Origin of the sequence: Pseudomonas azadiae (assembly GCF_019145355.1) — a bacterium.
Lineage (GTDB): Bacteria > Pseudomonadota > Gammaproteobacteria > Pseudomonadales > Pseudomonadaceae > Aquipseudomonas > Aquipseudomonas azadiae.
Genome location: NZ_JAHSTY010000002.1, coordinates 786,947 through 810,008 on the forward strand (window position 1 = coordinate 786,947; position 23,062 = coordinate 810,008).

Annotated in this window: 18 protein-coding genes; 9 read left to right on the top strand and 9 right to left on the bottom strand. The window is 60.3% G+C overall.

Annotated features, from left to right (window positions below; genetic code table 11):
* Positions 1-66 precede the first annotated feature (66 nt).
* From KVG91_RS20010 to nhaR, 4 genes are all read right to left on the bottom strand, one after another.
* Complete coding sequence (locus KVG91_RS20010; protein ID WP_169378961.1) at positions 67-2,046, bottom strand: 3'-5' exonuclease; 1,980 nt, start codon at positions 2,044-2,046, stop codon at positions 67-69.
* The gene (locus KVG91_RS20015) at positions 2,043-3,776 is read right to left on the bottom strand and encodes a DEAD/DEAH box helicase (RefSeq protein WP_169378964.1); all 1,734 of its coding nucleotides are present in this window, start codon (positions 3,774-3,776) and stop codon (positions 2,043-2,045) included. Before KVG91_RS20015 ends, KVG91_RS20010 begins: the two co-directional genes overlap by 4 nt.
* 199 nt (positions 3,777-3,975) lie before the next feature.
* Positions 3,976-5,196, bottom strand: coding sequence for a serine/threonine transporter SstT (gene sstT / locus KVG91_RS20020; protein WP_169378960.1), 1,221 nt, complete (start codon positions 5,194-5,196; stop codon positions 3,976-3,978).
* A gap of 157 nt (positions 5,197-5,353) precedes the next feature.
* Entirely contained in the window at positions 5,354-6,256 is a 903-nt protein-coding gene (gene nhaR / locus KVG91_RS20025) for a transcriptional activator NhaR (RefSeq protein ID WP_169378959.1), read from the bottom strand.
* Between the two features lie 135 nt (positions 6,257-6,391).
* Here nhaR and KVG91_RS20030 point away from each other — a divergent pair, with 135 nt between their 5' ends.
* From KVG91_RS20030 to mnmH, 4 genes are all read left to right on the top strand, one after another.
* Positions 6,392-6,643, top strand: coding sequence for a hypothetical protein (locus KVG91_RS20030; RefSeq protein WP_169378958.1), 252 nt, complete (start codon positions 6,392-6,394; stop codon positions 6,641-6,643).
* A gap of 27 nt (positions 6,644-6,670) precedes the next feature.
* Complete coding sequence (locus KVG91_RS20035; RefSeq protein WP_169378957.1) at positions 6,671-7,420, top strand: TerC family protein; 750 nt, start codon at positions 6,671-6,673, stop codon at positions 7,418-7,420.
* A 94-nt stretch (positions 7,421-7,514) separates the two neighbouring features.
* A complete protein-coding gene (gene selD / locus KVG91_RS20040) occupies positions 7,515-8,549 on the top strand; it encodes a selenide, water dikinase SelD (RefSeq protein WP_169378956.1) in 1,035 nt (344 codons plus the stop codon).
* Positions 8,549-9,643, top strand: coding sequence for a tRNA 2-selenouridine(34) synthase MnmH (mnmH, locus tag KVG91_RS20045; protein ID WP_169378955.1), 1,095 nt, complete (start codon positions 8,549-8,551; stop codon positions 9,641-9,643). The genes selD and mnmH overlap by 1 nt, the downstream gene beginning before the upstream one ends.
* Positions 9,644-10,329: 686 nt before the next feature.
* Here mnmH and KVG91_RS20050 read toward each other — a convergent pair.
* Positions 10,330-11,385, bottom strand: a complete 1,056-nt coding sequence (locus KVG91_RS20050; protein WP_169377368.1) for a permease — start codon at positions 11,383-11,385, stop codon at positions 10,330-10,332.
* Positions 11,386-11,429: 44 nt separating this feature from the next.
* Positions 11,430-12,131, bottom strand: coding sequence for a histidine phosphatase family protein (locus KVG91_RS20055; protein WP_169377367.1), 702 nt, complete (start codon positions 12,129-12,131; stop codon positions 11,430-11,432).
* A 250-nt stretch (positions 12,132-12,381) separates the two neighbouring features.
* Between KVG91_RS20055 and KVG91_RS20060 the strand changes: the two genes are divergently transcribed.
* The 3 genes from KVG91_RS20060 (at position 12,382) to hemB (ending at position 15,014) form a co-directional block, all read left to right on the top strand.
* Entirely contained in the window at positions 12,382-13,080 is a 699-nt protein-coding gene (locus KVG91_RS20060) for a glutathione S-transferase N-terminal domain-containing protein (RefSeq protein WP_169377366.1), read from the top strand.
* A 3-nt stretch (positions 13,081-13,083) separates the two neighbouring features.
* Positions 13,084-13,926: a PhzF family phenazine biosynthesis protein gene (locus KVG91_RS20065; protein WP_169377365.1), complete on the top strand. Its 843-nt coding sequence runs from the start codon at positions 13,084-13,086 to the stop codon at positions 13,924-13,926.
* Between the two features lie 113 nt (positions 13,927-14,039).
* Complete coding sequence (gene hemB, locus KVG91_RS20070; RefSeq protein ID WP_169377364.1) at positions 14,040-15,014, top strand: porphobilinogen synthase; 975 nt, start codon at positions 14,040-14,042, stop codon at positions 15,012-15,014.
* Between the two features lie 58 nt (positions 15,015-15,072).
* Here the strand turns inward: hemB and KVG91_RS20075 are convergent, their stop codons facing one another.
* Together KVG91_RS20075 and KVG91_RS20080 are read right to left on the bottom strand one after the other, a co-directional pair.
* The gene (locus KVG91_RS20075) at positions 15,073-15,453 is read right to left on the bottom strand and encodes a hypothetical protein (protein ID WP_169377363.1); all 381 of its coding nucleotides are present in this window, start codon (positions 15,451-15,453) and stop codon (positions 15,073-15,075) included.
* Positions 15,450-20,195: an RHS repeat-associated core domain-containing protein gene (locus KVG91_RS20080; protein ID WP_217894961.1), complete on the bottom strand. Its 4,746-nt coding sequence runs from the start codon at positions 20,193-20,195 to the stop codon at positions 15,450-15,452. The genes KVG91_RS20075 and KVG91_RS20080 overlap by 4 nt, the downstream gene beginning before the upstream one ends.
* Before the next feature lie 276 nt (positions 20,196-20,471).
* On the opposite strand from KVG91_RS20080, the gene KVG91_RS20085 reads away from it, so the two are divergent.
* A complete protein-coding gene (locus KVG91_RS20085; RefSeq protein WP_169377872.1) occupies positions 20,472-21,557 on the top strand; it encodes a DUF1615 domain-containing protein in 1,086 nt (361 codons plus the stop codon).
* Here KVG91_RS20085 and KVG91_RS20090 read toward each other — a convergent pair whose 3' ends face one another.
* Positions 21,558-22,352, bottom strand: coding sequence for a DUF4349 domain-containing protein (locus KVG91_RS20090; protein ID WP_169377873.1), 795 nt, complete (start codon positions 22,350-22,352; stop codon positions 21,558-21,560). It abuts the gene before it with no gap.
* A gap of 156 nt (positions 22,353-22,508) precedes the next feature.
* Here KVG91_RS20090 and KVG91_RS20095 point away from each other — a divergent pair, with 156 nt between their 5' ends.
* Positions 22,509-22,925, top strand: a complete 417-nt coding sequence (locus KVG91_RS20095; RefSeq protein WP_169377898.1) for a PaaI family thioesterase — start codon at positions 22,509-22,511, stop codon at positions 22,923-22,925.
* Positions 22,926-23,062: the final 137 nt, after the last annotated feature.

The following is a 23,062-nucleotide window of genomic DNA, read 5'->3' on the forward strand; positions in this document are numbered from 1 at the left end:
GCCTGGATGCACGGCCCCAGGCGTCGAGCAGTACGCCGCCGATTCAGCACTTTTTGCCAGGCTGTTTCACGCGTGTTCAAACAGCCCGGCAATTTTCTCCGAAAGTGCCGTCGATGAAATCAATACCAGCCTTTGGCCTGCGCGAGTCATCGCCATGTAGAGTTTGCGGGCATTCTGCTCAAGCTCGTCGGCGGTCACGTTTTCGTTTTGTACCAGACTGAGTAACTTTTCCAGCCCGACCAGAAACACCACCGGGGCTTCCAGTCCGGTCGCACTTTCGACCGTGGCGATTCGTAGGCTGTCATCATGACCAGGCCCGGCATCCGTCTCGTTCATGTCCCAGATTCGATCGGTGCCAAAGCGCGCCTTAAGCGTTTTGATCAAGAGTTTCTTGTCGATACTCTTGCCGTAGAGCAGCAACATTCCCGATAACGGCAATTCGACGCGCTTCTGATGGGCACAGATTTCATTGCAGACTTGTGCCACGGCATCCTGTCGTGACGGCGACAAGACAAACAGCGGTGGTGTTCCTGACTCCATACCTTCGAAGTCCGGCTGTAGATAGTCGTCAGGATCGGTCTGGGTGATGCCGGCCAGCATCTGGTTGGCGGCGCTCAGAATGGCTTGAGTGGTGCGGTACGATTTACGCAGCTTTTTGGTTTTACCGGCCACATCGAGACCGACCCGTTTCCAACTGAGGCGGCTTTTCAAGAACCCCTGATTCGGATCGGCACACAGAAACAGCGTCCCTTCGGTCCGGTTCAGCGTGAGTTTGATCAGTTGGAACCATGAAGGCGCGAAGAACTGAGCCTCGTCCACCAGAATGTGGTGATAGGGTTCGAGTTTTTCAGGACGATTGGCCAGACACAGATCGCGGGGCAGCGAGCTCCACATACGCAGACCGGACTGCTTGAACAAGGCCGCGGTTACCCGTTCGTACAATGCCCAAACCTGTTGTCGCTCCTCTTTTCGCAACGCAAAGCCCTGGCCCGCGCGCTCGACGTTGAGGTAGTCGGACGCGTCGACGACCACCGTATCGTTTATGAAGTTGAACTCATCGAGCAACTGTTCGTTACGCGGCTTCAGGTCAGGGTGGTCGAGGTCCCGAAAATGCTGAATAAGGTCGATGGTTTCCGTATCGTTTCTCGGCATCTTCAGCGTTTGTTTGAATAACCTGCGCCACTGCTTCGAGATCCAGCTCAGCGCGGTGATGATGCTCAGGTTTGCCGGTATTTCCCCATAGACGCGCTGCAGGCGGTGCTTGAGGTCTTTTACCACAGGAACGTTGTGGATCAGCATGAGTACCTGCTGATCAGGAAATTTTTTCGCCAGGATAAGCGCGCGGCTCGCGGCGATGAGGGTTTTTCCACTGCCTGCGACACCATTGATCAGCTTCACGGAAAAGTCGCCTGCCGCTTCTGTCTGCTCATCCGGCAGTTCCAGGTCCAGTTTGCTTGCCCACTCTTGCTGGGCATCCAGGAAGTAGCGCAGCGTCCGGGCATTGTTATCGCGCGCAAAATGACGGCGTGTGGTGAGCGTCCCGGCTATTTCAGCCTCTGGAAAGTAATGACCCATGAGGCTTTGCCTCGCGTCCGGCGCCAGCGTTTTAAGCAGCCTGGGCAACTGCTGCGCACCGGATTCAATGAAGGTCTTTTTTGACATCAGCCGTATGCCACGGTCCTTGCAATGCCGTGTCCATAAAGCTTCGCTCTGATCCGAGTCGCAGCCCCACATCACGACCAGCTTGCGCAAGGCAGGGACGCCCGCTCGGGCCTCGAAGGTCGACAGTTGCTCCAGCATCCGAGTGAATGTGGCCTGGTCTTCAGTCGTAAACAATTGGCCCGGATCCAGGGTCTCGAACGGCAGTTCGCAGACCATCAGGGCCAGCCAATCAAGCTCACCGCGTTGCAGGAAGAAGTCCGGCGACCAGGTGTCCCGGGCCAGGCATTTGCGCACGACAAAGTCACCTTCAAGGCTCTTGAGCACCCGCTTGCACTGCAGTTGAGAGCCGGTGCTGCGTTGCCATTCGGGAATGAACAGGGTCATTGCGGGAAATCGACTTTACGGCATTGGCCGATTAACTGACGATATTGCTCCGCCCAGCCCTGTGCCACGTCGCTGGAACACACAATGCCGTGTTTCAGCTCCGGGCCGATGATGATCAGCTTGGTCATCGCCCTGGTAATGGACACATTCAGCCGCTCCGGCTGGAAGAAAAACTCACCGATGGCACTGATGAACGCCTCATCGCCACTGGCCAGAGACAGGATCACCAGCTCGCGCTCCTGACCTTGCATGCGTTCGACCGTATCGGCCACGACTGTATTGGCCGCCTCTCGGCCGAACTGCCTGGCGAGTGCCAGGCGAATCGCGCGCCCTTGAGCGCGGTAGGGCGTCACAATCCCGATTTCGTGCAGTGGCAGCCCAAGTTCGAAGGCTTCCTGACACAATTGGACGACGCACTTTACGTCAGTCGGATTACGGTTGCGCGCCTTCGAGTCCGGCGTTGCGATGAACACAGCGCAGGCTTCGGGATCAAGTGCTTCACTGAAGGCTCGCTCACGATGGGGCAGCAGCAGACGGTTTTCATTGGCGCCCGCAGCACGTAAGCGCCCGTCGTAATACATCTGGCTGGGCCATTGTGTGAGCCAACGGTTCATCCGGTAGGTTTCTTCCAGCATCACGCAATGGTCGGCATTCTGGGCTGTCAGGCGTGCGAACACTGACATGGGGTCGTTGGACAGAATGGAGCGTGAAAGCAGCACGGGGGGCAGTTGTTTCTGGTCACCGATGAAAATGAATCGCTTGCCCTTGCGCATCGCCATCAAGGCAAGAGGCAGGGTAATCTGACTGGCCTCGTCAAAGATGACGGTGTCGAAACTGTAATTGGCCAATGAACTGCACGTCGCGAAGGGCGTAGCGCCAATCACATAGCCCTGGCCGGCTTCAGGCAGGCGCTCCCATCTGGCGGGCTCAGCTTCCCAATCCACGTGCTTGTCGAGGTCTTCGCGGCTGCCGCCGACCTTGAGCGTCGGTACTTTGCGGGCGGCGATCTTGCTCAGGGCATTATTGATCGCCATGTGCGTATGCGAAGTGACGAACACGCGTTCGCCCCGGTCCACCAGCAATTGAGCGATCAGCGCCAGCGCCCGGGTCTTGCCGGTGCCTGGCGGTCCCTGAATGCAGGCAATCTGCTCTGCGCCCAGCGCAAGGCCTACGGCCTCGGCTTGTTTCTTGTTGCAGCCCTCCGCGCGTGCGATCCGTTCGCCGTAGTCGACGTCGAGGTCATAAAAGCTGATGTCGGGAGCGTTGCCGAGCAGTGGCAGGATTGCATTATTCCCCTGCTCGTCGCTCTCGATGTCTTGCAGGGTTTGTATGTAGCGTGGGGTCAGATCAATACCATCGGGGTCGGCGTAACAAACACCTTCCTCATAGCTCTCCCAGATCAGCATGGCCCTATCGGAGCTGAGCAGCCAACGGTCGTCCTCTTCCTTCTCAAACTTCATGCCCTGGCACAATAGAGGGCCCTGGGCGTCGCCCAGATGAACCCGCAGCAAATCGCCTGCTCGAAAGCGTGACTCGTTGCCGTCGATGTAAGCCCACAGGTGCTTGGGTTTTTCACCGCGCTCGAGCCGGATGAAGCCCTGTGTCCAGCCTTGCAACAACTTGTCTTGCAGCGGGCGTTTCCATACCTCATCCAGTTTCTGCAGATTGGCGGCTTGCTCTGCATAAATGAATTCGTACAGTTTTTGAATCAGTGGATTTTGTCCAGACATGGCGGGTGAACAATCCTTATCGACCGAGGCATGTCCTGGCAGTGTTACACAATGTTTGCGGTGGTTGCGAGCCAGGGGTAACACATCCGTGCCCCCTGATAAATCGCCAGGGCGTCTCGCGAGGGCGAGCGGCGCCGGCTCTGCTACCCACCCATAGGCCCGGGGACGTTCGTTGATGAACGGCCCCGGTTTTTGACGTTCAAGCCGGCTGTTCTTCCTTGCCCAGGCACGCGGCTGCGGTGAACAGCACATCGGTGGACGAATTGAGCGCGGTTTCCGCCGAGTCCTGCAGCACGCCGATGATGAAGCCTACGGCCACCACCTGCATGGCGATTTCACTCGGAATGCCAAACAGGCTGCACGCCAATGGAATCAGCAGCAGCGACCCCCCCGCCACGCCCGACGCACCGCAGGCGCAGATGGCCGCAACCACACTGAGCAGCACGGCGGTCGGCAGGTCGACGGCGATGCCCAGGGTGTGCACGGCGGCCAGGGTCAGCACGGTGATGGTGATGGCGGCGCCGGCCATGTTGATGGTGGCACCCAGCGGGATCGACACCGAGTAGGTGTCTTCATGCAGGCCCAGGCGTTTGCTCAACGCCAGGTTGACCGGAATGTTCGCCGCCGAGCTGCGGGTAAAGAATGCGGTGATCCCGCTTTCGCGCAGGCACAGCAGCACCAGCGGGTAGGGGTTGCGGCGCAGCTTCCAGAACACGATGGCCGGGTTGACCACCAGCGCGACGAACAGCATGCAGCCGATCAACACCACCAGCAGGTGGGCGTAGCCGAGCAGGGCGCCGAAGCCGGAGGTGGCCAGGGTTGACGCGACCAGGCCGAAAATGCCCAACGGTGCGAAGCGGATCACTACACGCACGATCAACGTGACGCCGTTGGACAGGTCATCGAGCACCGTGCGGGTGGTTTCGCCCGCATGGCGAATGGCGATCCCCATGCCGATGGCCCAGGCCAGGATGCCAATGAAGTTGGCGTTCATCAGCGCGCTGATCGGGTTGTCCACCACGCTCAGCAGCAAACTTTGCAGCACCTCACCGATGCCGCCCGGCGCACTGACCGTCGTGTCGTGCGTGGCCAGTACCAGCGAGGAGGGAAACCACATGCTCGCAACCACCGCCACTACGGCAGCGGCAAAGGTGCCCAGCAGGTACAGGAACAGGATCGGCTTGATATGGGTTTCCTGGCCATGCTTATGGTTGGCGATCGACGCCATCACCAGCACAAACACCAGGATCGGTGCCACCGCCTTGAGCGCGGTGACAAACACTTTGCCGATAAAGCCGGTGGCCTTGGCCGCCTCGGGCAACAGCAAAGCCAGCAGGATGCCAGCAATCAAGCCGATGACGATTTGCGTGACCAGGCTGACGCGTGTCAGGCGCTGGAACAGGGAGGGGGCAGCAGTCATAAACAGTTGTCTCTGATTTTTTTAGTAGGACGCAGCATTGCAGGCAGAAAGCGCTGTAGGAAGCAGGCGCGAAGTCTAGCATGCTGTAGGACGCGTCCCGTTTGGTGCGGCATTCCGTCGCCAGCGCCTGTAGCGCTTCGCCCAAAGCCTGCTGGCGTCAGGGCAAGGTGGTGAACAACTCCCGGCGCGCGCCTTCGGTAATCGCGACGATGCCGGGGTGCTTGACCTTGCGCTCCACCGAGATCGCGTAGAACGACTCGGTCACGGCATCGGTCTGGCCGATCAGCGCCACGCCGTACTGGCGCACCACCTCGTCGGCGATCACGCTGGGGGCGATAAAGATCCCGCTGCCGGATTGGCCGAATGCCTGCATCAAGGCGCTGTCATCGAACTCGCCGATGATCTTCGGTTGAATCTGCTGCTCGGCAAACCAGCGCTGCAAACGGCTGCGCACCACGGTTTCCGCGCCGGGAATCAACAACGGCGCGCCATGCAGACACTGGGGGAATTCACCGCCGTAGGTGTCGGCCAAGGCCGGGGTGGCGAAAAAACTGATGCCGCATTCGCCCAGCTTCTGGCTGTAGCCCTTGATGTCCAGGTGCGTCGGCATGGGGCTATCGGAAATCACCAGGTCCAGGCGTTGGATCGCCAGGTCGGCCAGCAGGCGCTCGAGTTTGTCTTCGCGGCAGGTGATGCGGATCGGCTCGCTCAGCTCCATGGTCGGCGCGATCAGCCGGTAGACGATGGACTTGGGCACCACGTCCGCCACCCCAACGCGGAACGGAATCTGTTGTTCATCCGGTTGCGCCCGCAGCATGGCTTCCAATTCATTGCCGGTCTGGAACATCTGTTCGGCGTAGGGCAGGGCCTGGCGTCCGGCTTCGGTCAGTTCCAACTGGCGACCGACGCGTTGAAACAGCGCGATACCAAAGGTCTGCTCCAGCAGGCTGATCTGCCCGCTGATAGTCTGGGGCGTGAGGTTGAGCTGCTCGCACGCGCGCACAATGCTGCCGGTCTTGGCCACCACCCAGAAGTAGTGCAGTTGTCGGTAATTGAGCATGACGGTCATTACTTCGTAAAAATCGAAGTATACCCTAGAAAAATACGAATTTTCCTGAACTGTCAGCCTGCATAGAATGCCTCGCTATCGCGGGGTCACTATTTGGACCCAATGGTTCTAACGAGGAAATACAGCATGAAACTCAATTCCCTGGGCGCGGCATCGCTGCTTGCGCTTTCATTGGTGATGATCAGCGGTTGCGAGCAGGTCGAAAAAAGCGCACAGCAAGTGCTGGGCAAGGCGACCGAATCGGCCAAGCAAGCGATCGATGACACCCAGAAGGCCGCCGAACAGGCATTGAGCGAAGCGACAAATGGCCTGATCAACCCGCAGAAGAAGGATGATCAGGAAGACGAAGCCTCAGAATCAAACAGTAAAGAAGCCTAATTTCCCGCACAACGTCAGGACTGACCTATGGACTACCTTTTACAACTGGCCGCCAGCCCCACCGCCTGGGTTGCCCTGGCGACCTTGATCGTCATGGAAATCGTGCTGGGCATCGATAACCTGATCTTTATCTCGATCCTCACCAACAAGCTGCCCGAGAAGCACCGGGCCAAGGCGCGACGCATCGGTATCAGCATGGCCTTGATCCTGCGCCTGGGCCTGTTGAGCACCATCGCGTTTATCGTGCAATTGACCACGCCGGTGTTCGAAGTGTTCGGCCAGGGGTTCTCCTGGAAGGACATGATCCTGATCGCCGGTGGCCTGTTCCTGGTGTGGAAGGCAACCTCCGAAATCCATCACAGCATGGACCCGGAGCCCGAGGAGAAAGCCAGCGTCGGCAATACGGTTGCCATCGGCTTTGCCGCAGCCATCGGGCAGATCCTGTTGCTTGACCTGGTGTTCTCCATCGACAGCATCATTACCGCCGTGGGCATGACCGAGCACTTGCCGATCATGATCATTGCCGTGGTGACCTCGGTGATCGTGATGCTGGTGGCCGCTGAGCCGTTGGCCAAGTTCATCAACGACAACCCGACCGTGGTGATGCTGGCCCTGGGCTTCCTGATCATGATCGGCATGACGCTGATCGCCGAAGGCTTCGGCGCCCATGTGCCTAAAGGCTACGTGTATGCGGCCATGGCGTTCTCGGCGGCGATCGAGTGCCTGAACATTGCCCGGCGCAATCGCCACAAGCGTTTGCTTGCCGCTCGGCAGTAACCGCTGACGTCAAAAGGCCGGCTGCGCTCACAAGAGCACAGCCGGCCTTTTGCTGTCTGGTAGAATTCGCGCACTTGATAGCGTGAGGTCCTACATGAACGAGCCGATTCGTCTTACCCAGTACAGCCACGGCGCGGGATGTGGCTGCAAGATTTCGCCCCAGGTTCTGGAGGTGATCCTCGCCGGCAGCGGTGCGCAGAACCTCGACCCCAAGCTGTGGGTGGGCAACGCCTCGCGCGACGATGCTGCGGTCTATGCCATCGACGACGAGCGCGGCGTGGTCTCCACCACTGACTTCTTCATGCCGATTGTCGATGACCCTTTCGACTTCGGGCGCATTGCCGCCACGAACGCCATCAGCGACATCTACGCCATGGGCGGCGACCCGTTGATGGCCATCGCCATTCTTGGCTGGCCGGTGAATGTGCTGGCGCCGGAGATTGCCCGGGAAGTGATTCGCGGTGGCCGTTCGGTGTGCGACGAAGCCGGCATTCCCCTGGCGGGCGGCCACTCCATCGACGCCCCGGAGCCGATCTTCGGGCTGGCCGTGACCGGCATCGTGCACAAGCGCCATATGAAGCGCAACGACACGGCCACCGCCGGGTGCCGGCTGTACCTGACCAAGCCGATCGGCATCGGCATCCTGACCACGGCCGAGAAGAAGGGCAAGTTGCGTGAGGCCGACATCGGCCTGGCCCGCGACTGGATGTGTACCCTGAACAAGCCGGGCAGCCGTTTCGGCAAACTGGCGGGTGTCACGGCAATGACCGACGTGACCGGCTTCGGCCTGCTGGGGCATCTGGTGGAAATGGCTGACGGCAGCGGTGTGACGGCACGCATCGAATATGCAAAGGTCCCACGCCTGCCGGGGATCGAGGACTACCTGGATCAAGGCTGCATGCCGGGCGGGACCCTGCGCAACTTCGACAGTTACGCGAGCAAGCTCGGGCGCCTGCAGGAGTTGCACAAGCGCGTGCTGTGTGACCCGCAGACCAGTGGCGGGCTGTTGATCGCGGTCACCCCCGAAGGCGACGCCGAGTTCCACGCCGTGGCCGCCGACCTTGGGCTGGCGCTTGAGCCTATCGGCGAACTGGTTGAGCGACAGACCCACGCGGTAGAGGTGTTTTGATGGCAGCTGACATCACCGACTACTGCGACATCTTCCTCAATGACCGGCCGATGATGGATACCCGCGCGCCGGTCGAGTTTGTCAAAGGCGCCTTCCCTGGCGTGGTCAACCTGCCGCTGATGACCGACGACGAGCGCCAGCGCGTCGGCACCTGCTACAAGCAGCAAGGGCAGCAGGCCGCAATCGTGCTGGGCCATGAGCTGGTGTCCGGGGCGGTCAAGGCGCAGCGCATCGAACAGTGGGCGCAGTTCGCCCAGGCCCACCCCGAAGGGTATCTGTATTGCTTTCGCGGCGGCTTGCGTTCGCAGATTGTGCAGCAGTGGCTCAAGACCGAGGCGGGCATTGACTACCCGCGTGTCGGCGGCGGCTATAAGGCCATGCGCAGCTTTTTGCTGGACACCGTCGAACGCGCCGCTACCGAGTGTGACTTCGTGCTGCTGGGCGGCATGACCGGCACCGGCAAGACCGAAGTGCTCGGCCAGTTGCGCAACGCGCTGGACCTGGAGGGCCACGCCAACCATCGTGGTTCCAGCTTCGGCAAGCGCGCCACGGCGCAGCCGTCCAACATCGACTTCGAAAACCGCCTGGCGGTGGACTTGCTGAAAAAACGTGCGGCGGGTATCGAGCAGTTCGTGGTCGAGGACGAAAGCCGCATGATCGGCAGCTGTGCGCTGCCATTGCCGCTGCACAAGGGCATGCAGGCGTTCCCCATGGTGTGGCTGGAAGACAGCGTCGAAGGGCGGGTCGAGCGGATCCTGCGCGATTACGTGGTGGACCTGTGTGCGGAGTTCGTCCAGGTGTTCGGCGAGCAGGGCCAGGCCGTGTTTGCCGAACGGCTCACGCAGAGCCTGGCCAACATCCACAAGCGCCTGGGCGGTGAGCGTTTCCAGCGGTTGCAGACGGTCATGCAGGATGCCCTGGCCGAACAGGCGCGCAGCGGTGCGGTGGATTTGCACCGGGTATGGATCGAAGGGTTATTGCGCGAGTATTACGACCCGATGTATGCGTTCCAGCGCGAAAGCAAAGGCGCGCGCATCGAGTTTGCGGGGGAGCAGGGGGCGGTGGTGGAGTACTTGCGCCAAAGAATCGGGTGATCTTTCTGACGCCATCGCAGGCAAGCCAGCTCCCACCTTCGACTGCATTCACAGTTCAAAATGTGGGAGGTGGCTTGCCTGCGATGAGCATGGGTATCTACACAACTTTCAACGGTGTGTGGCGAGGAGCTTGCCTGGCGGCCTTCGGTCGACCGTTTTTTTCGGTTTGACCGAGTACATATCCGTTGCTGCGGTAACGGCGGCTTAGGGTTCCGCCCTGACGGCGGGTCACTTTTTGAAGAGCGCAAAAAGTAACCCAAAACGCTTCGCCCCACCACTCGGTGCCTCGCCTAGGCTCGGCATGCCCGTAATTCGACATTGATTTGGGGGGCCGCCGCCACGCGCCATCCATGGCGCGGGGCGGCTAAACCGGCGTCCTGCCGATTTACCCCCCAAATCAATATCGAATTGCGGCCAGCGTGGTTAACGGGGCGCCTCAGATCAAGATCAAAAACAAAGCGCGGCGGCCTTAGAGCCGACCGGTATTCATGTCGAACCCGGTTCAAAATGTGGGAGCTGTCGAGCCCCGGCGAGGCTGCGAAGGCGGCGGCACTGCTGGCATTTTTTCGCCTGACCCACCGCTTTCGCAGCCTCGCTAAAGCTCGACAGCTCCCAGAGGGAGATTGGTCAACTGAAAGTTGTGTAGATACCCATGCTGCGATGAGGCCCTGAGCCTTACCCGAAACCTAAAGAACCACCGCCCCGATCAACCCACACACCACCCCCACCAACATCGTCAAGCCCGCCACCGTCACCAGCACCCGCGCATCAAAGTCCTTGCGCAGCATCAGCAGCGACGGCAGGCTCACGCTCGGCAGGGTCATCAGCAACGCCACGGCTGGGCCGGCGCCCATGCCCAGGGTCATCATGGTCTGTACGATGGGGATCTCCGCCGCCGTAGGAATCACGAACAGCGTGCCGACAATGGCCAGTGGCACCAGCCACACCAGGCTGTCGGCCATGGCGCCGTCCACGTGGGGGAACAGCCAGACCCGCGCCGCGCCCAGGATCAGTACCGCCAGGATGTAAACCGGGATCGTGCTCCAGAACAGTTGCCACAGGGTGCGCAGCCAGCGGCTCAGGAACGGTTGCGATTCCAGGGTACTGGCCTCGGTGACGGCTTCCAGTGCGGCTTCCGGCACTTGGTCGGGGCGCGCGATGCGTTGTGCCACCAGCGACACGCCCACCACCAGCACGATACCCGCCACCAACCGCAACGCGGTAAAGCCCCAGCCCAGCACAAAGCCCATGAATACCAGGGTAGCCGGGTTCAGTACCGGGTTGGCGATCCAGAAAGCCAGCGCCGCGCCCACCGACACTTGCTGGCGCCGCATGCCCGCCGCCACTGGTGCCGCGCAGCAACTGCACATCATCCCCGGCAAGGCGAACAGCCCGCCGCGCAGGGTCGAGCCCAGCCCGGCACGTCCGAACAGACGCAGGAGCCAGTCACGGGGGATCAGCACTTGCAGCAGCGAACCGAGGATCACCGCCAGCACTGCGGCTTTCCAGATCGCCAGGAAATACACCTGCGCATAGGCCAGCGCCGCCGCCAGGGGCGAGCTTTGTTGATCATTGAGGATCGAGGCGCCGATGCTGTGGTTGTCGGCGGCAACAAAGGCCTTGAGGTAGTAGGGCGACCACTTCACATAGTAGAGGCCGACGCAGGCGACCAGCAGGAACAGTGCCGGTTTCCACCAGAAGGACCAGCCCCGGTTGGGCTGGGAGGAAATGAGGTCGGGCATGGTGATGATCCGCAGATGAGTCGATAGCGGCGCATCATACGCTGTCAGCTATCGGCACTCACCTGTGTTGGTTCCGGGCAGCTCTCGTCGCCGTCGTTCAAGCCTTGCTTGTAGTTGCGGCTCAGCAGTGAGGCCTTGCCGTTGTGCCAAGTCAATGTCAGCACGTACAGCGTGTCGTAGTCGCTGCCGGACCAGTCATCGGTGATGGTGTGCTTCTCGCCTGAGGCTTCGCTGGCCACCTTGTTGATCAATTCCGGCAGGTAGCCGTGGGACCAGGCAGTGTAGATCGTGGCGTTGTGGTACTTGTCTTCCACCAGCTCGTCGGCGAGGGCGCTGGTGTCGTTGGCGGAAAACTTGATGTTCACCGGCAGGCCGAGCTTGATGGCGCTGGGGCTGATGGTCATCAGGGGGCGAATGTAGCTGTAGGAATTGTCCTGCTCGCCTTCTTCCACATTACGTGTCGGGTTGGCGGCAAATACGAAGTCGGCATTGCCGAATTTTTCCGGCAGCAGGGTGGCCAGGTTCATCGCGCGGTTGAGGCCTTGGCAATTGAGCTGGCCCAGGCCGCCGGCGGGTTTCTCGCCGTGGCGCAGGAATATCAGGGTTTGCACGCCGTCGACCTGCTCGGCGCGGCTGGTGCGCGATTCCAGGGTCAGGCCGATAGCGCCGCCTACCAGTAGCAGCGGCAACATGATGTATGAATATCGTTTCAGGCGCAGCGCAAGGCTCGGAGGTTTGATGGTCATTGTTATCAAGTCTTCAGTGCATCGGATTAAGGCGGACAAGCCCGGCCACAGTGACGCTTGCGGCGTCCTGCGGTTGTTCCCTGTCGATGTAGCGCGTCGTCTCCATTCACCGTTGAGCGCACTTAAGAGTGCGCGAGGGCCTATTGGTTCGCCCACGCCGGATTTTAGCCGGCGCTTGTTGCGTATTGATGACCCAAGCAGGGCGCCCCTCAGATGGCTATCATGGGGGCTTTCTACCAAGGTACTTGCGATGAACCCACTTGCCGCGTTCCCGATCAACAGCAAATGGCCCGCCCAGCATCCCGAGCGCTTGCAACTGTACTCGCTGGCGACCCCCAACGGGGTAAAAGTATCGATCATGCTCGAAGAGCTGGGCCTGCCCTATGAAGCACACAAGGTCAGCTTCGAGACTCAGGACCAGTTGTCCGCCGAGTTCCTCTCGCTGAACCCCAACAACAAGATCCCCGCGATCATCGACCCCAATGGCCCCGGCGGCCAGCCGCTGGCGTTGTTCGAGTCCGGCGCGATCCTGATCTACCTGGCGGAGAAAACCAGCCGGCTGCTTTCCGAAGACCCGGCGAGCCGCTATGAGACGCTCCAGTGGCTGATGCTCCAGATGGGCGGTATCGGCCCGATGTTCGGCCAGTTGGGCTTTTTCAACAAGTTCGCCGGCAAGGCCTACGAAGACAAGCGCCCGCGCGACCGCTACGCCGCCGAATCCCGACGTCTGCTGGGCGTGCTGGAAAAGCGCCTGCTGGGCCGCACCTGGATCATGGGCGACGACTACAGCATCGCCGACATCGCCGCCTTTCCATGGATCCGCAACCTGATCGGCTTCTACGAATCCGGTGACTTGGTAGGCATCGCCGACTTCCCTAATGTACTGCGCGCGCTGGACGGTTTCGTCGCACGGCCGGCGGTGATCCGTGGCCTGACGATTCCGAGTTGAAGCATGCCGACTTTCGATTTCAAACAACTGGACGTCTTCAGCAGCGTACCGCTCAAGGGCAACCCGCTGGCGGTGGTGTTCGGCGCCGACAGCCTGACCGACCAGCAGATGGCGGACTTCGCCAATTGGACCAACCTCAGTGAAACCACGTTTTTGCTGACACCGCGTGATTCCAGGGCTGACTACAGGGTGCGCATTTTCACCACCCTGACGGAACTGCCGTTTGCCGGGCATCCGACGCTGGGCAGTTGCCACGCCTGGCTGCAGGCAGGCGGCATCGCCAAAGGCGAGGAAATCATCCAGGAGTGTGAGATTGGCTTGGTGCGTATCCGGCGCCAGGGCGATGAGCTGGCGTTTATCGCGCCGCCATTGTTGCGCTCAGGCCCGGTCGAAGCGCCTGTGCTGGAACGCGTCCGTCTGGCCTTGGGCTTGGCGTCCGAAGAGATTCTGCGCAGCCAATGGGTCGATAATGGCGCGGGCTGGCTGGCCGTGATGTTGGCTGATCGTCGCCAGGTGCTGGATTTACGTCCGGACTATTCGCAACTGCTGGGGCTGGCGGTGGGTGTGATTGCCCCTTGCGACCCCGCGCGGGATCCCGTGGATGCGCAATTTGAAGTCCGTGCCTTTATTGCCGGTGACGGTGCTCAGGAGGACCCGGCCACCGGCAGCCTGAACGCCGGCGTGGCTCAATGGCTGCTGGCCGAGGGCCTGGCGCCGGAGCGCTATGTGGTCAGCCAGGGCACGGCCCTGGGGCGGGCAGGGCGTATCCGGGTTGAACGCCAGGGCGAGGCCATCTGGGTGGGCGGCGCGGTCGCGGTGTGCATCGAAGGGCGTCTACGGCTCTAGATCAATGAATTGTTACGGGCCGCGCAATACACTATTGGCCCCCCGGGTTTGTGTTGCCGGGGCCAGGGGGCATAAGCTTCGTCCCAACGTGTTGACCTTTATCCAGGAAAGCCATGACCAGTCAGTTCCCCCAAGCCCGTCCACGCCGCCTGCGCCGCTCCCCGGAGTTGCGTGGCTTGTTCCAGGAAAGCGAGTTCACCCTTAACGACCTGGTGTTGCCGATTTTTGTCGAAGAAGAAATCGACGACTTCGTGCCGATCACCAGCATGCCGGGCGTACAGCGCATCCCGGAAAAGAAGCTGGCCGCCGAGATCGAGCGTTATGCGCGCGCCGGCATCAAGTCGGTGATGACCTTTGGTGTCTCCCACCATTTGGACGCCAGCGGCAGCGACACCTGGAAAGAACACGGCCTGGTCTCGCGCATGTCCTCGACCATCAAGGACGCCGTGCCGGAAATGATCGTGATGTCCGACACCTGCTTCTGTGAGTACACCGATCACGGTCACTGCGGCGTGATGCACGGTGCCCATGTCGATAACGATGCGACCCTGGTCAACCTCGGCAGGCAAGCTGTGGCCGCGGCGCGCGCCGGTGCCGATGTGATCGCCCCTTCGGCGGCGATGGATGGCCAGGTCCAGGCGATCCGCCGCGCGCTGGATGAGGCGGGTTTCACCCATATCCCGATCATGGCGTACTCCACCAAATTCGCCTCGGCGCTTTACGGCCCGTTCCGCGAAGCCGGTGGCAGCGCGCTCAAGGGCGACCGCAAAAGCTATCAGATGAACCCGATGAACCGCCGCGAAGCCGTGCGCGAATCGCTGCTGGACGAACAGGAAGGCGCGGATGCGCTGATGGTCAAACCGGCGGGGGCCTACCTCGACATCATCCGCGACATCCGCGAAGCCTCGCGTCTGCCGGTGGCGGCGTATCAGGTCAGCGGTGAGTACGCGATGATCAAGTTCGGCGCCCAGGCCGGGGCAATTGACGAGGATCGCGTGGTGCGCGAAACGTTGGGGTCGATCAAGCGTGCGGGTGCGGATTTGATTTTTACCTACTTTGCGATGGATTTGGCGTTGGCGGGGATCTGAAATAAACCTGTAGCCCTGTGATGAGCAAGCAAGCTCGTCACGGGGCGCCGCGATTGCCCTACACCGAATCTGCCCAGCGTTCGCAGAAGCTGTGTTGCTCGCGTATGTCGTTGGTGAGATTGCAATCTTCATAGGAAAAGATATGCACAAGCTCACCCTCCGGCACTCCCATCGTCATTTCGTAGGCCACAAGTCCGTTGGACATGTGCGAAGACATCCCCGAAGGGTGAACGTTGATTTTTGCGCCTTTGCATAGAAACTTTATATCTTTCAGATCTGCCCTCAACATGCCGAAGCAATCGTACAGGTCCAGCGCCGTGTAGGTTTTTCGTGTGCCATCGCCCAACGCCAGGTGAAGCGTAGGCTTGCCACCCACATACTCGATTACCGCGCTTTCACGTACGCCGTTGTTGATGATGGTGATTTCACGTGATTTCATGGGAATTTCCTATTCGGGTTTAATATCGTGTACCCCTTGTAAGTACCGTCTTCGTAGACGGGTGATGCCCCTAAAATATCTTTGGTGTCTATGCGCCCTGGAATTGCGATTTCCAATTCGTTTTTATGTTTCGAACGCACCCCCAGCTCTTTATTCACGTCTCTACCGGGTATTTTTTTCAGCGTGTAAAGAAATCCCTCTTCGAATCCGTAGTTGGATGCGAATACCAACGCTTGTACAGGGGATGTCGAAGTGGGGACAAAATTACTTGGAGGACTCGCGTTATTGACCGAATGCCGGTAAAGGTCTGTGCTCGATCCTCGACTTTCAAACCCCACTTCAAAGATTTCATCGGGTTCTCTTAAATCTCCACGGTATAAATATTGGCGCTTTTTCTGCGCGGCTGGAGCCGGTGGCGACTTCTCATCGACTTTTGTTTTTTCGGTCGGGCTTTGTTGCTTTGACTGTGGTTTACATCCATCTGCGCCTGGGCAAGTGCTCCAGCCTAACGGGTCTATCCATCCGGTAGGGTTAGGCACATATTGGTATGCGTTGATGCCGCCCGCCAACCTCACCGGATCCGGCGTCAGGTAGCGACCAATATCCGGATTGTAATAGCGATTGCGGTTGTAGTGCAGTCCGCTTTCCTGATCGAAGTACTGCCCTTGGAAGCGCAGCGGGTTGTCGATTTTGTTGATGTCGAGGCGGGTGATTTCGCCGTAGGCGCGGTAGTGCGCGGACCAGGCGATTTCGCCGTCCGTGGCGGTGAGTTCCTGAGGCGTGCCGAGGTGGTCGAGTTGGTAGTGGTAGGGCTTGGTTTCTTTTGGACCGAAGCCATCCAATAAGGCCAGCGGACGGAAGCTGTCCGGTTCGTAAAGGTAACTGCGGTGACGATTCGCATGGTGTTCGGCGACGAGTTTGTCGCCTTGCCAGAAGAACTCGGTGGTGATGCCATTCACGGTTTTGCTGATGCGACGACCGAACGGGTCGTAGCGGTAGCTGGCGGTTTTTCCGTTGGGTTGGGTGATGCCAATCAGCCGGTGCTGGCAGTCGTAGCGATATTCGGTGGCGAGTTTATGGCCTTTGCCGCGTCGTTCGCGGATGAGGTTGCCGAAGGCGTCGTAGTCGTAATGGCGGTCGCCCTGGATCAGCAGGCGGTTGCCAGCGACGATGTCGGGGCCGGGGCGGTCCTGCATGAGCAGGTTGCCGGCCGGGTCGTGGGCGAAGCGTTCGAGCTCGCCTTGGGAGTGGTCGGCGCGGGTGAGGCGGTTGAGTGGATCGTAGTGGTAGCGGTGTTCGCCTTTGCGGGTGTCGTTGAGGCGGGTGAGGTTGCCGGAGTTGTCGTAGTCGTAGTGGCGCTCGTAAAAGTAGTTGCTCTGTTGGGTGACGGCGTGGGTGTGGAGGCGCTGTTGATCGTCGTAGTGGTAGCGACTGATCAGTTGGCCTTGTTGGCGTTGGTGTTCCTGGCCGGCTTTGAACAGGTGCGATGTGAGCAGCTTGCCATTGAGTTCGACGGTGGCGAGGTGGCCGCCTTTGTCGTGGTTAAAGGTGAGGCGGTTGTTGTCGGGCAGGCGCAGGTTTTGGAGCTGGCCGCAGGCGTCGTAGCCGTAGCGCAAGGTGCCCCAGCCTTGGTGTTCGGCGGTGAGGCGGTTTTGTGGGTCGTATTCGTAGGCTAAAAACCAATGGCCGTCGTCGACGCTGAGGAGATTGCCTTGGCGGTCGTAGGCGTAATCGATGATGTTGCCGTCGGGCAGGGTTTTTCTGACGAGTCTCCCGGCGTGATCGCGCTCGTAGTGGGTGATTAGCTGACTGCCGTCGTCGCCGTGTTCGGTCTTTTCTTGCAGGTTGCCGTTGAGGTCGTAGACGTAGGCGCTGCGCTGGCCGTCAAAGCCGATTTCCTGCTGGATGAGGCCGTTGTTGTGGTACTGGAGTCGGTAGGTTTCGCCTGATTCGTTTTCGATTTCGGTCAGCAATAACCTGGCGTTGTCGTAGCGGTAGTTGACCTGGGTGCCGTCGGCGTTGATGCGGCGGCTGATCAGGTGCAGGCCGTCAGCGTATTCGTAGCGGGTGACGTGGCCCAGTTCGTCGCGTTCGGAGGTAATTTTGCCGTAGGGGTTGTAGCTGTATTCCCGCGTAGCCCCGCCGGGCTGAGTTAGTTTCAGCAAACGACCTGCGGCATCCCACTGATACTGCGTCAGCGCGCCGCGTTCATCTTCGCGCGCAATCTGCCGGCCTAGATCGTCATAGCGATAACGCTTGATTCCGCCATTCGGCAGCTGCTCTTCCAGCAACTGCCCGCGCGCATTCCATACCAAGCGATGGCAGCTGTGATCGGGATGCCAAACCCCAACCAGCTGGCCGTATTTGTTGTAGCTGTAGTCCGTAGAGTTGCCGTCAGGATCGGTCCTGCGCGTGACGTCGCCCTGATCATTGCGCTCGTATTTCCAGACCGCTTCACCGCGTCGCACCACCCGTACGAAACCGTTGTCATGCTCGTAGGTCGTCGGTTCATCGTCCCCCGGAAACAACGCCACCAAGCGCCCGGCTTCGTCGTACTGATACGCGGTGATTGCCCCGAGCGGGTCCTGCTCAACCGTCAGCCGACCTTTGTCATCGTAGGATTTGAAGTGTTGGGCGCCATCCGGATCAATGCGCTGCACCAGCCGCGCACGATCATCGTGCACGTAGACTTCCTGGCTGCCATCGGCGTTGAAAACCATGACACTGCCGTTGTCATCCCAGACATACCGCGTGTCCATCTGCGAAAAACTCGCCCAATGCCGAACACACCGCGCCGCCTTGCCAGCTCGTTCCCACTCCCAATAGAAACTGGCCCCACCGGCCAAACCACGCTCAAGAATGACGTGCTGTTCGTCGTACCGATAAACCTCGCTTTCGCCTACCGCATTGGTCGCCGAGACCAACCGTCCAAGGTCGTCATACGCGTAGGAAACAACGTTCTGCTCCGTCACCCAGACAAACGGACCGTCGTCGACCGCCCGCTCAATCTGGTAATCCACCGCGACAATGCGGCCCGACGCGTAGCGCAAAAACAGCGAGCGCCCGACACCGTTATCAACCCGCTCAATACGCCCCAAAAAATCCCGGGAAATACGCAGCCGGTTGTCATACGCATCGCTGATCGAGAACAGCACGCCATCGCGGAAGTGATAGAAACGCGACGCCTGAGCCAGCACCAACTCATCCGGGGACAAGCCCAAATAAATTGCCGCTTCCGCCAAGCTATTGGTAATCGCCGGCCGAGCAACAGTCGGCAAGGGCAGGGTGGTAGACCGGTTCTCGTGGTCCGTCCACACCACCGAGTCACCGGAAACCCTCAGCCGATGCGATAAAGAATGACTCCAACCAAACCCCAACCCACAATCCACTTCCACCGCACTGGTGCGGTACAACCGGGTCCACTCAAACAGCAAAACCCCGTCCAGCACACCATCGGTCAGCGTCAGCAGTTCCTCGCCCGTGACCATCGACACCGGGCAACCGTTAGTGGACGTCTTGTCCGAAGACGTCGCAGCATCGCCATTCGGGTTTCGAGCAACAGCAGGCACATCGTCCACAGGCTCCTGCCGCACCAACACCGTCCGCTGTGACTTGTTGCGCACCACCGGCACCGGGTTCGAAACCAACTGGTCCCCAGCCTTCAACGGCACAGCCGGAATCGTCTTGATCGGCGTCGCCGCGCTCTCCAGCAGCAACGGCCTGGCCGCTTCCAGATGCGGTTCCAACCCCGGCACTACAAGCTGATCCGCCAGCATCTGCAGCCACTTGCGTACACGGTCAGACTTGATATGCCCTAACACCTGTGCGCCCAGGCGCACGCCCACACCCATGGCCCCGGCAACCCTCACCAGCAGCAAGTTGATCAACACCTCGCCAGTGATTTCCCCCATCACCTCGCTCATGTCCTGCGGCGGCAACATCCGTATCCAACTGGCTATTGCCGCCACATAGATAAACAACAGCGGCTCATCACTGAGCACAAGCAGGCCCTGCGCAACAGCGTCTTTGCCCAGCTTCAGCAGCTCGTCGAGTTCGGCCTGAGAGATGTACTGCAGCCACTTCTCACTGTTGGCCTTGAGGTCCGCCAGCACGTCGTACAGTTGCGTGAAATTGTCCCAAAGGCTGTAAAGCGCCTTGCCCATTCCATGAAGAAACGCCGTCTCCATCATCCTGCGCTGATCAAGCGGACTGGCCTGCGTATAGTCCTTCCACTGGGCTTCGAAGGTGCCTGTCCACTCTTTACGTAGGCGAGCTTCCAAACCCTCAATCACAGCCTGATAGGACGCATACAGTGTCTTGACGTGATCCTTGGAAACATTGGGATAAAAACTGATCCGATACTTCTGATTGCGATCACACTCGTCGATTTCGAGAATGCCGCTCGGGCCGATGGTTTTGTGGATAGGCTCGCCCAGTGGGCGGCCGCCCGGGTCAACGCGTTGCAGCATCACCGGCGTGTTGCCGATGGGCACAAAGCGTGTGCTCTGGAACATATGCACCAAGGTCAATTTGCCATTGGCCTGGCAACTGGCGACGGTACTGCTGGGATAAAGCGAACGGTTGACCGGCGCCACCAGCGCCACTTCATCCCCAACCGTGAGCACCTGCTCAACATCCAGCGCCGAAAAGCTCCAGAAACTGTCGGCCCACGTGTCGAACGTACTCAAGCATTCCCGAAAATCGCGGAAAACCCCCTCGACGTCGACCGTCTTCACATCCATTGGGGTCAGGGCCAGCCGGCCAATGGCCGGGTTCAAGACACAGCTCCAGTAACAAAAAAATCCATCTGCACTCCCTCGCGCTGTGTATTCAGGCGAGGGACTTTGCAGCGGTTTTCAGGGCTGGGCAGTAGAGGTTGTCTGGCGCTTGCGTGGGACGTTTCAACAGCCTTGCGTAGCCTCCGGACCTGGTACCTGATTCGGCAGGCCGACGAACCCCGGTTAGACTTACCTGTCGATATCTGCAAGTCTCGGTCTGTCGTTTTTCAAGGAAGCCCCATGTATTCAAGCCGTCTGATCTGCTGCCTCGCAGCCTTGCTGGTGCTGGCGGGCTGCTCCACCTCGCGCAACCCCCAGCAACCCGAGCGCAGCGAGGCCGAGGTGAAGGCGCAGATCGTGCGCCTGCTGCCGGCCAAGGTGCCGGACCGCAATGGTTGGGCCCAGGACATCTACACTGCCTTCGATACTCAGAAAATCTACCCCAGCACCGAGAACATTTGCGCCGTGCTGGCGGTGACCGAGCAGGAATCCACTTTCCAGGTGGACCCGCCCGTGCCGAACATGGGCAAGATTGCCCAGGACGAGATCCTGCGTCGTGCCGGCAAAATCCACGTGCCGGCGTTTGTCGTGCGCAGCGCACTTCAGTTGCGCTCGCCCACCGGCAACACGTACGCCGACCGCTTGAGTGCAGCACGCACGGAAAGGGACCTGAGCGGCATCTTCGATGACTTCATCAGCATGGTGCCCTTGGGCAATACCCTGTTTGGCGGTTTCAACCCGGTGCATACCGCCGGCCCGATGCAGGTCAGCATCGACTTTGCGCAGAAACAGGCACGGGGTTATCCCTACACGGTAGACGGCAGCATTCGCCGCGAAGTGTTCACCCGCCGTGGCGGCATGTACTTCGGTATCGCGCATCTGCTCGGCTACCCGGTGAACTACGACCAACCGCTGTATCGCTTCGCCGACTTCAATGCCGGGTGGTATGCCAGCCGCAATGCCGCGTTCCAGGCCGCCGTCAGCCGCGCATCGGGCGCCGATCTGGCCCTGGATGGCGATCTGATCCGCTACGGTTCGCTGCTGCCCGGCACCACTGAACTGGCGGTGCGTTCCCTCGGGGCGAAGCTGGATATGCGCAACCCGAGTATCCGCAGCCAGTTGGAGCAGGGCGAGCAACCGGATTTTGAAGAGACCACGCTCTACAAGCGCGTGTTTGCGCTTGCCGACAAGGCTGCCGGCAAGCCGATGCCACGGGCGATCCTGCCGGGCATCGTGCTCAAGAGCCCCAAGATCACCCGCAACCTCACCACGGCGTGGTTTGCCAAGCGCGTGGATGAGCGGTATCAGCGCTGTCTGAAGCGCTGATCAGAGGCGGCGTTTGACAAAACGTCGCCACAGCCACACCCACAACCACACCACCGGGAACGACAGGATCACGAACGGCAGCACGTAGCTTGAGCGTTCCAGGGCGTCGGCTGTGCCTTCCACCAGGTTGTCGCCCAGGTTGCTGAACATGCGGCTGAACCGTGACGGCTGGTTCGCGCCGTCGGAGGAGCGGAAGTTCAGGGTCACGCGGTTGGTATCGAGGCGGCGTTGCTGGCCGGCGGCGGCTTGGACCAATTCCTGCAGCTCGTTCTCGATGCCCGCCTGTTCCTTGCTCAAGGCGATCAGGTCACTGACGGTGATGTCCTTGCGCTTGGCCAGTTCGTCGAGCCGTTGTTGCTGGGCCAGCAGGCGTTCCTGGCGGCGGCGTACATCGGCGACGGCATCCGCCAGGTCCTCGGCGGTGGTGACGCGCTGGCCGAGCTTGCCATCTTCGGTTGCCATCGCAACCATGGGCTCAACGCCCGTCGGTGCGATGCGCAGGATGATCTGGCCGCCGCTGCCGTCTTCGGTGATGCCGAGGATATTGCAGGCGCCGAAGCGTGCCGTTTCGCAGGCCTCGCGGGTGGCCTGCATGCGCGGTGCGAGCAGGGCGCCGGGCAGGGCCAGGCTCAGTTCGTGCTCGTAGGCCAGCTGTGCGCCGGCACGACTTTGCTCGCCGTTGATCACCCTGGCGCGAGAATTGTCCTTGGGCGAACAGCCGACCAGGGCCAGGCCGGTTATCACGATCAATAAGCCTGTGCGAAGTGGATGGAGATTGCCGTCCAGATGGCGCATTGCTGTTCCTTGGGATCAGGGGGGGATTGGATGGCGATTAAAGCGGGTCTGGTGGATTAACGCAAAGCATCCCATGGGATTTGCATGGTTGATGGTGATGGCTGCCGGCTGGGGCTTGGCGTACACCTCAAGCCTGACGCTAAGGAAGCATTCGCCATGATCGCCCACGCCGTGCCCGAAGGTTTTGTCTCGCTGCCCCGCAGCAGCCCCCTGCTTGATCTGCTGGGCCCGGCGTATTGCCGGGGTGAAGGCCTGCAATTGGAAATCGCCCTGCGTGCCGACAATCGCCATGCCAATGGCCGCGGTACGGTGCATGGCGGGGTATTGGCGACCCTGGCGGATGTCGGCATGGGCTATGCGATGGCGTTTTCCAGTGAACCGCCGTTACCGTTGATTACCGCAAGCATGACCTTGGATTACCTGGGGGCGGTGCAGGTCGGCGAATGGATTGTCGTGCGGTTGGAGCATCACAAGCGTGGACGGCAGATGGCGTTTGCCACGGCGAGTGTGCAGGTGGGGGAGAAGGTGGTGGTGCGGGCGAGCGCGGTGTTTGCCGTGCCGCGTGCTGACTGACGATAGAGGTCTGAGGTGGGAGCTGGCTTGCCTGCGATGGTGGTGGGTCAGCTTAAGCATTTGGTACAGGTATATCGCCATCGCAGGCAAGCCAGCTCCCACATTTGATCTGGGTTTTTTCAGGAATATCGCGCAAA

Coding starts and splice junctions, on each gene's coding strand:
- hemB (WP_169377364.1), top strand. CDS start 14,040: ATGACCAGTCAGTTCCCCCAAGCCCGTCCACGCCGCCTGCGCCGCTCC.
- selD (WP_169378956.1), top strand. CDS start 7,515: ATGAACGAGCCGATTCGTCTTACCCAGTACAGCCACGGCGCGGGATGT.
- KVG91_RS20080 (WP_217894961.1), bottom strand. CDS start 20,195: ATGGATGTGAAGACGGTCGACGTCGAGGGGGTTTTCCGCGATTTTCGG.
- sstT (WP_169378960.1), bottom strand. CDS start 5,196: ATGACTGCTGCCCCCTCCCTGTTCCAGCGCCTGACACGCGTCAGCCTG.
- KVG91_RS20065 (WP_169377365.1), top strand. CDS start 13,084: ATGCCGACTTTCGATTTCAAACAACTGGACGTCTTCAGCAGCGTACCG.
- KVG91_RS20095 (WP_169377898.1), top strand. CDS start 22,509: ATGATCGCCCACGCCGTGCCCGAAGGTTTTGTCTCGCTGCCCCGCAGC.
- KVG91_RS20060 (WP_169377366.1), top strand. CDS start 12,382: ATGAACCCACTTGCCGCGTTCCCGATCAACAGCAAATGGCCCGCCCAG.
- KVG91_RS20030 (WP_169378958.1), top strand. CDS start 6,392: ATGAAACTCAATTCCCTGGGCGCGGCATCGCTGCTTGCGCTTTCATTG.
- KVG91_RS20050 (WP_169377368.1), bottom strand. CDS start 11,385: ATGCCCGACCTCATTTCCTCCCAGCCCAACCGGGGCTGGTCCTTCTGG.
- KVG91_RS20035 (WP_169378957.1), top strand. CDS start 6,671: ATGGACTACCTTTTACAACTGGCCGCCAGCCCCACCGCCTGGGTTGCC.
- KVG91_RS20075 (WP_169377363.1), bottom strand. CDS start 15,453: ATGAAATCACGTGAAATCACCATCATCAACAACGGCGTACGTGAAAGC.
- mnmH (WP_169378955.1), top strand. CDS start 8,549: ATGGCAGCTGACATCACCGACTACTGCGACATCTTCCTCAATGACCGG.
- KVG91_RS20010 (WP_169378961.1), bottom strand. CDS start 2,046: ATGACCCTGTTCATTCCCGAATGGCAACGCAGCACCGGCTCTCAACTG.
- nhaR (WP_169378959.1), bottom strand. CDS start 6,256: ATGCTCAATTACCGACAACTGCACTACTTCTGGGTGGTGGCCAAGACC.
- KVG91_RS20090 (WP_169377873.1), bottom strand. CDS start 22,352: ATGCGCCATCTGGACGGCAATCTCCATCCACTTCGCACAGGCTTATTG.
- KVG91_RS20015 (WP_169378964.1), bottom strand. CDS start 3,776: ATGTCTGGACAAAATCCACTGATTCAAAAACTGTACGAATTCATTTAT.
- KVG91_RS20055 (WP_169377367.1), bottom strand. CDS start 12,131: ATGACCATCAAACCTCCGAGCCTTGCGCTGCGCCTGAAACGATATTCA.
- KVG91_RS20085 (WP_169377872.1), top strand. CDS start 20,472: ATGTATTCAAGCCGTCTGATCTGCTGCCTCGCAGCCTTGCTGGTGCTG.